Origin of the sequence: Burkholderia sp. Tr-20390 (genome assembly GCF_017104595.1) — a bacterium.
Lineage (GTDB): Bacteria > Pseudomonadota > Gammaproteobacteria > Burkholderiales > Burkholderiaceae > Burkholderia.
In genome coordinates, this window is record NZ_JAAGPC010000308.1 from 1 (window position 1) to 6,116 (window position 6,116).

A 6,116-nucleotide genomic window follows, 5' to 3' on the forward strand; every position below is an offset into this window, starting at 1 on the left:
GCCGATGCTGCTTCCGCCGCGCTGGCCGCGGTCGGCACGACCGGCTGCGGCAGCGCGGTGAAGCCGGCCGCGACGGCAGCCGGCTTGTTCGCGTCGCCGATCACCGGTGCGTTGATGGGTTCGGTCGCCGACGCCGCGGCAGCCACGGCCGCGGCCTCGTTCTGCGGGTTCTGGCGGTCGACGAGGAAGAAGTCGAGCACGCGGCGCGCGATCGGGCCGGCGGCCTGCGCACCCCAGCCGCCGTTCTCGACGACCAGCGCGACGGCGATCTGCGGATGGTCGACCGGCGCGTACGCGATGAACAGCGCGTGGTCGCGCAGGTGCTCGGCGAGCAGGTGGCCCTTGTAGTTCGAGCCTTGCAGCGAGAACACCTGCGCGGTACCGGTCTTGCCGGCGGCGAGGTACGGCGCGCCGCGGAACACCTTGTACGCGGTGCCGGACGGGTTCTCGATCACGTTCTCCATCCCGCGCTTCACGACGTCGATGTCGGCCTGCTTGAGCGGGATCGTTTCGCTTTCCTTCGGCACGGTCAGGCGGCGCCCGCGCGTGATCGGATCCTCGACTTCCTTCACGAGGTGAGGCTTCATCACGACGCCGTTGTTCGCGAGCGTCGCGGTCGCGTGCGCGAGCTGCAGGATCGTGAACGAGTTGTAGCCCTGGCCGATCCCGAGGCTGATCGTCTCGCCGTCGAACCACTTCTGCTGCGCGGCCTTCTTGAACGCCTTCTTCTTCCAGTCGGTCGACGGCAGGATCCCGCGCGCCTCGCCCTGGATGTCGATCCCGGTGATCTGGCCGAAGCCGAACGGCTTCATGAAGTTCGCGATCGAGTTCACGCCGAGGTCGCGCGCGAGCATGTAGAAGTAGGTGTCGTTCGACACCATGATCGCCTTGTTCATATCGACCCAGCCCTGGCCCGAGCGCACGTCGTTGCGGAACGTGTGGCCGCCGAACGTGAAGTAGCCGGGATCCTGGAAGCCCCAGCCCGGCGTGCGCTTGCCGAGCGTCAGGCCGGCGAGCGCCATGAACGGCTTGTACGTCGAGCCGGGCGGGTAGGTGCCGTGCAGCGGGCGGTTCAGGAGCGGCTTGTCGGTCGAGTTGTTCAGCTCGTCCCAGGTCTGCTGGTCGATGCCGTCGACGAACGAGTTCGGGTCGAAGCTCGGCGACGACACGAACGCGAGCACGTCGCCCGTCTTCGGCTCGATCGCGACCAGCGCGCCGCGCTTGCCGGCGAACGCCTGCTCGGCTACCTGCTGCAGCCCGATGTCGAGCGACAGCACGAGGTTGTTGCCGGGCGTCGCCTGCGTGCGCGACAGCGTGCGCACCGGCCGGCCGCCGGCCGTCACCTCGACTTCCTCGAAGCCCGTCAGCCCGTGCAGCTCGGTCTCGTAGCTCTGCTCGACGCCGATCTTGCCGATGTAGTCGGTGCCCTTGTAGTTGTTCGCGTCGCGGCGCGGATCGTAGTTTTCCTGATCGCTGTCGTTGTCGTCGCTCATCGCGTCGATGCGATCCTGGTCGCGCTTCGAGATCCGGCCGATGTAGCCGATCACGTGCGCGGCCGTCGTGCCGAGCGGATATTGCCGGAACAGCCGTGCGCGCACGTCGACGCCGGGGAAGCGGAAGCGCTGCGCGGTGAAGCGCGCGACTTCGGCGTCGGTGAGGCGGGTGCGGATCGGCAGGCTCTCGAAGTTCTTCGAGTCTTCCTGCAGCTTCTTGAAGCGGCGGCGGTCGCGCGCGTCGATCGGGATGATCTCGGACAGCTTGTCGATCGTGTTGTCGAGCGTGTCGTCGAGCTTCGACGGCGTGATCTCGAGCGTGTACGCCGAATAGTTCTTCGCGAGGATCACGCCGTTACGGTCGGTGATGATCCCGCGGTTCGGCACGATCGGCGCGACGGAGATGCGGTTTTCCTCGGCCTGCAGCGCGTATTTGCCGTGCTGCATCAACTGCAGGTAGAAGAAGCGGCTCGCGAGCAGCCCGAAGCAGACGAACACGAACACGCCCGCCGCCGCGACGCGCAGGCGGAACTTCGAGAGCTGCTGTTGGGTGTCGTTGAATTCGGTCATGCGGCTAAGGTCTATCTGGCCCGCGCACGGCGTGCGGGCGCGGGCGAGGTGCCGCCCCGGAGCGCGGCGCGCGGCGGGCGTGGAGGCGGCGGGTATTCAAGGCAGGCCCTGGCTCAGATGGGGCGCGTATCGTCCGGATCGACCGGGCGGCGTTGCGGCATCAGCAGCAGGTGGCTCGCGATCGGCCACAGCGCGGCTTCGACGAAGCCGTCGACCAGGTAGCGCCAGCCCGGGAACGCGGCGCCCATCACGAGGCGGATCAGGAACGGCACGAGCTGCGCGACGACCAGGAGCGGCGTGACGTACAGCACCTGCACGCCGATCGGCATCCACAGCACGCGGCGGTGGATCGTGATCGCGCCGTACGACAGCAGCGTATAGGCGAGTGCATGCTCGCCGAGCAGCCCCGCGTCATGCACGTCCATCAGGATGCCGAGCGCGAACGCGACGCCCATCCCGACCTTGCGCGGCTGGTGGATGTTCCAGAACAGCAGCACGAGCGCGACGAAGTCGGGCACGCCGGGCAGGCGGCCCCACGGCATCAGGTTCAGCAGGAACGCGGCGGCGAGGCTGAAGACGATGAAGTACGGATTGACCGGCTGCAGGATGTATTGCGGGCGATTCATCGCTGGGCTCCTGATTGCCCGGCCGCGGGCTTCGCGGGCGTGGCGGCGGGCTTGGCCGGCGCGGCCGGCGCCGCAGGCTTCGCGCCGGGCTGGGCCGCGGCGGCGGGCTTCGCGTTCGCGTCAGCCTTGTCGGCCTTCTCGCTCTTCTCGCCCTTCGCGGCGGCTTTCGCGCCTTTCTTGCCCTTCGCGTTCTTGTCGGCGGCCGGATCGGGCTCGGCCGGACGCGGCGGGATGTCGTTCTGGTAATGCAGCACGAGCATCTGGCGCGCGCCGCGCACGGCGGCGATCGGCGCGCAGGTCACGCGCGCGAACGCCGTATCGGCGAGCTTGTCGACGCGCACGACCTTCGCGACCGGCAGGCCGGGCGGATAGACGCCGTCGAGGCCGCTCGTGACGAGCTCGTCGCCGACGACGAGATCCGCGCTGGTCGGCACGAAGCGCAAATCGAGCGAATCGCCCTTCGGCGTGCCGTAGATCACGCTGCGCAGGCCGGTGCGCAGCACCTGCACGGGAATCGCGAGATCGCGGTCGGTGACCAGCGTGACTTCGGACTGCAGCGGGAACACGCGCGTGACCTGGCCGACCACGCCGTTTTCGCTCACGACGGGCGCGCCGTTCTGGATGCCCTGCTGCGAACCCTGGCCGATTACGATCTTCTGCGTGAACGGATCGCTCGTGTCGTACTGGATCTCGGCCGGCGTCGATTGCGTCGCGATGTGCTGGCGCAGTTCGAGCACCGCGCGCAGGTGCGCGTTCTCCTGCGTGAGCACGGCGGCCTGGTTGGCTTGCGTGGACAGCTGCAGGTTGCGCTTGCGGAGGTCGTCGTTCTCGTGGCGCAGCGATGCGCCGGTGACGGCGATGTCGGCCGCGCCCATGAACAGGTCGCGCGGCACGAGCGCGGCGCGCTGCAGCGGATAGAGCACGGTGCCGAGCACGCCGCGGACGATTTCGAGCGTGCTGAAGCGCGCGTCCGAGACGAGGAGCGCGATGGCGAGGGCAACGAAGAAGATGAGCCGCGCGAGCGCGGGCGGACCTTGCTTGAAGAGGGGCGGCGGACTGTATTCCATGGTCGGCGCCGGGCGCGAATGATCGGTTAAATGATGCTCAGACGCGCAAACGGCGCGGCGGTTCGTTCTAAACGAGCGAGCCGGCCACGCCGCGGTTGCGTCATGTCAGGGAACTGCCTGGACGATCACTCGTACGAGAAGATGCTGCCCAGCTTGTCCATGCGCTCGAGCGCCATGCCCGAACCACGCACGACGCAGGTGAGCGGATCTTCCGCGACGAGCACCGGCAGGCCGGTTTCTTCCGCGAGCAGGCGATCGAGGTCGCGCAGCAGTGCGCCGCCGCCCGTCAGCATCATCCCGCGTTCGGCGATGTCGGCGCCGAGTTCCGGCGGCGTCTGTTCGAGCGCGATCTTCACCGACGACACGATCTGGTTCAGCGGATCGGTCAGCGCTTCGAGGATTTCGTTGCTGGAGATCGTGAAGCTGCGCGGAATGCCTTCCGACAGGTTGCGGCCCTTCACTTCCATTTCCTTGACTTCGGAGCCCGGGAACGCGGAGCCGATTTCCTTCTTGATCGCCTCGGCGGTCTGTTCGCCGATCAGCATCCCGTAGTTGCGGCGGATGTAGTTGACGATCGCCTCGTCGAACTTGTCGCCGCCGACGCGCACCGAACCCTTGTACACGATGCCGCCGAGCGAGATCACGCCGACTTCCGTCGTGCCGCCGCCGATGTCGACGACCATCGAGCCGGTGGCTTCCGACACCGGCAGGCCCGCGCCGATCGCAGCGGCCATCGGCTCTTCGATCAGGTAGACCTGCGAGGCGCCGGCGCCGTGCGCGGCTTCCTTGATCGCGCGGCGCTCGACCTGGGTCGAGCCGCACGGCACGCAGATGATGATGCGCGGCGACGGCGAGAACATGCGCGACTCGTGGGCCGTCTTGATGAACTGCTTGATCATCTGCTCGGTGACGGTGAAGTCGGCGATCACGCCGTCCTTCATCGGGCGGATCGCCTCGATGTTGCCCGGCACCTTGCCGAGCATCTGCTTGGCTTCCTTGCCGACTGCCTGGATGGTCTTCTTGCCGTTGGGGCCGCCTTCCTGGCGGATCGACACGACGGAGGGCTCATCGAGCACGATGCCCTTGCCGCGCATGTAGATCAGGGTGTTTGCGGTGCCGAGGTCGATCGCGAGATCGTTGGAGAAGTAGCTGCGCAAAAAACCGAACATTCAGAATCCTGTTTCGCTCTGGGCCGGCCCTGCATAGCGAGCGCTGAGGGCGGCAGCGGAAAAAATAACAGCCTCGGGAAGCGTGGCGGAAGCGGCCGCCGCGGCGCACGAAGCTGCGAGTGATGTCTACCGGGGATCGCACGATGCACGCACGGCCTGCCGAAGCGGGGCGAAACGGTGCGGGAAAAGGCTGCCGGGTTTGGGTCGAACGCGTAATGATACCTTATAATTTCACGGTATTTGAATCGAAACGGGCGGTATTTTTGCCGCTTCGGCCCCGATTTTTGAGGGTGGGATCGCACCCTCCAACCCCCCGCCGCAGCGCTGCTTTTGATGCGCTGCGCAGCCTTGTTTTTCCGGTGATCGCATGGCCCTGACCCTGACCGATGTGAAACGCATCGCGCACCTGGCGCGACTCGAAATGGCCGACGCCGACGCCGAGCACATGCTCGGCCAGCTCAATGAACTCTTCGGCCTCGTCGAGCAGATGCAGGCGGTCGACACCGCCGGCATCGCGCCGCTCGCCCACCCGATCGAACAGATCCAGGCAGTCGCGCAGCGCCTGCGCGACGACGCCGTGACGGAAGTCGTCAATCGCGACGACAACCAGCGTCCGGCGCCGGCCGTCCAGGACGGCCTCTATCTCGTGCCGAAGGTGATCGAGTAAGCATTCGATGACAAGCGCGCCGCCGCCGCTGCGCCGCGCGCCACCCAGAATTCCCAGGAAAACCACTCAATGCACGCAAAAAGCCTGACCGAACTGCGCGCCGCGCTCGCCGCCAAGGAATGCTCGGCCGTCGAGCTCGCGCAGCTCTACCTGAAACGGATCGAAGCCGCGCGCGACCTGAACGCGTTCGTCCACGTCGACGCCGATCTCACCCTCGCGCAGGCCAAAGCCGCCGATGCCGAGCTCGCGCGCGGCGCGGGCGGTGCGCTCACCGGCCTGCCGATCGCGCACAAGGATGTCTTCGTCACGCGCGGCTGGCACTCGACCGCCGGCTCGAAGATGCTCGCGAACTACGAGAGCCCGTTCGACGCGACCGTCGTCGCCCGCCTGCAGGCGGCCGGCATGGTCACGCTCGGCAAGACCAACATGGACGAGTTCGCGATGGGCTCGTCGAACGAGAATTCGGCGTTCGGCGCGGTGAAGAACCCGTGGGACACGAATGCGGTGCCGGGCGGCAGCTCGGG

The 6,116-nt window shown here is 67.3% G+C and carries 6 protein-coding genes; 2 read left to right on the forward strand and 4 right to left on the reverse strand.

Annotated elements, in window-relative coordinates:
* The 4 genes from mrdA to G3N98_RS37860 all read right to left on the reverse strand — a co-directional run.
* On the reverse strand, positions 1 to 2,063 hold a 2,063-nt coding region (gene mrdA / locus G3N98_RS37845), incomplete at its 3' end, for a penicillin-binding protein 2 (protein WP_206150982.1).
* 113 nt (positions 2,064 to 2,176) lie between these two features.
* Positions 2,177 to 2,689: a rod shape-determining protein MreD gene (mreD, locus tag G3N98_RS37850; protein ID WP_060255153.1), complete on the reverse strand. Its 513-nt coding sequence runs from the start codon at positions 2,687 to 2,689 to the stop codon at positions 2,177 to 2,179.
* Positions 2,686 to 3,756: a rod shape-determining protein MreC gene (mreC, locus tag G3N98_RS37855; protein ID WP_089426586.1), complete on the reverse strand. Its 1,071-nt coding sequence runs from the start codon at positions 3,754 to 3,756 to the stop codon at positions 2,686 to 2,688. The genes mreD and mreC overlap by 4 nt, the downstream gene beginning before the upstream one ends.
* A gap of 125 nt (positions 3,757 to 3,881) precedes the next feature.
* Positions 3,882 to 4,925, reverse strand: coding sequence for a rod shape-determining protein (locus tag G3N98_RS37860; protein WP_004189550.1), 1,044 nt, complete (start codon positions 4,923 to 4,925; stop codon positions 3,882 to 3,884).
* A gap of 367 nt (positions 4,926 to 5,292) precedes the next feature.
* On the opposite strand from G3N98_RS37860, the gene gatC reads away from it, so the two are divergent.
* Both gatC and G3N98_RS37870 read left to right on the forward strand, forming a co-directional pair.
* The gene (gene gatC, locus G3N98_RS37865) at positions 5,293 to 5,592 is read left to right on the forward strand and encodes an Asp-tRNA(Asn)/Glu-tRNA(Gln) amidotransferase subunit GatC (protein WP_089426585.1); all 300 of its coding nucleotides are present in this window, start codon (positions 5,293 to 5,295) and stop codon (positions 5,590 to 5,592) included.
* Positions 5,593 to 5,661: 69 nt separating this feature from the next.
* Positions 5,662 to 6,116 (forward strand): amidase (locus tag G3N98_RS37870; RefSeq protein WP_241026258.1); only part of this gene is annotated, 455 nt, incomplete at its 3' end.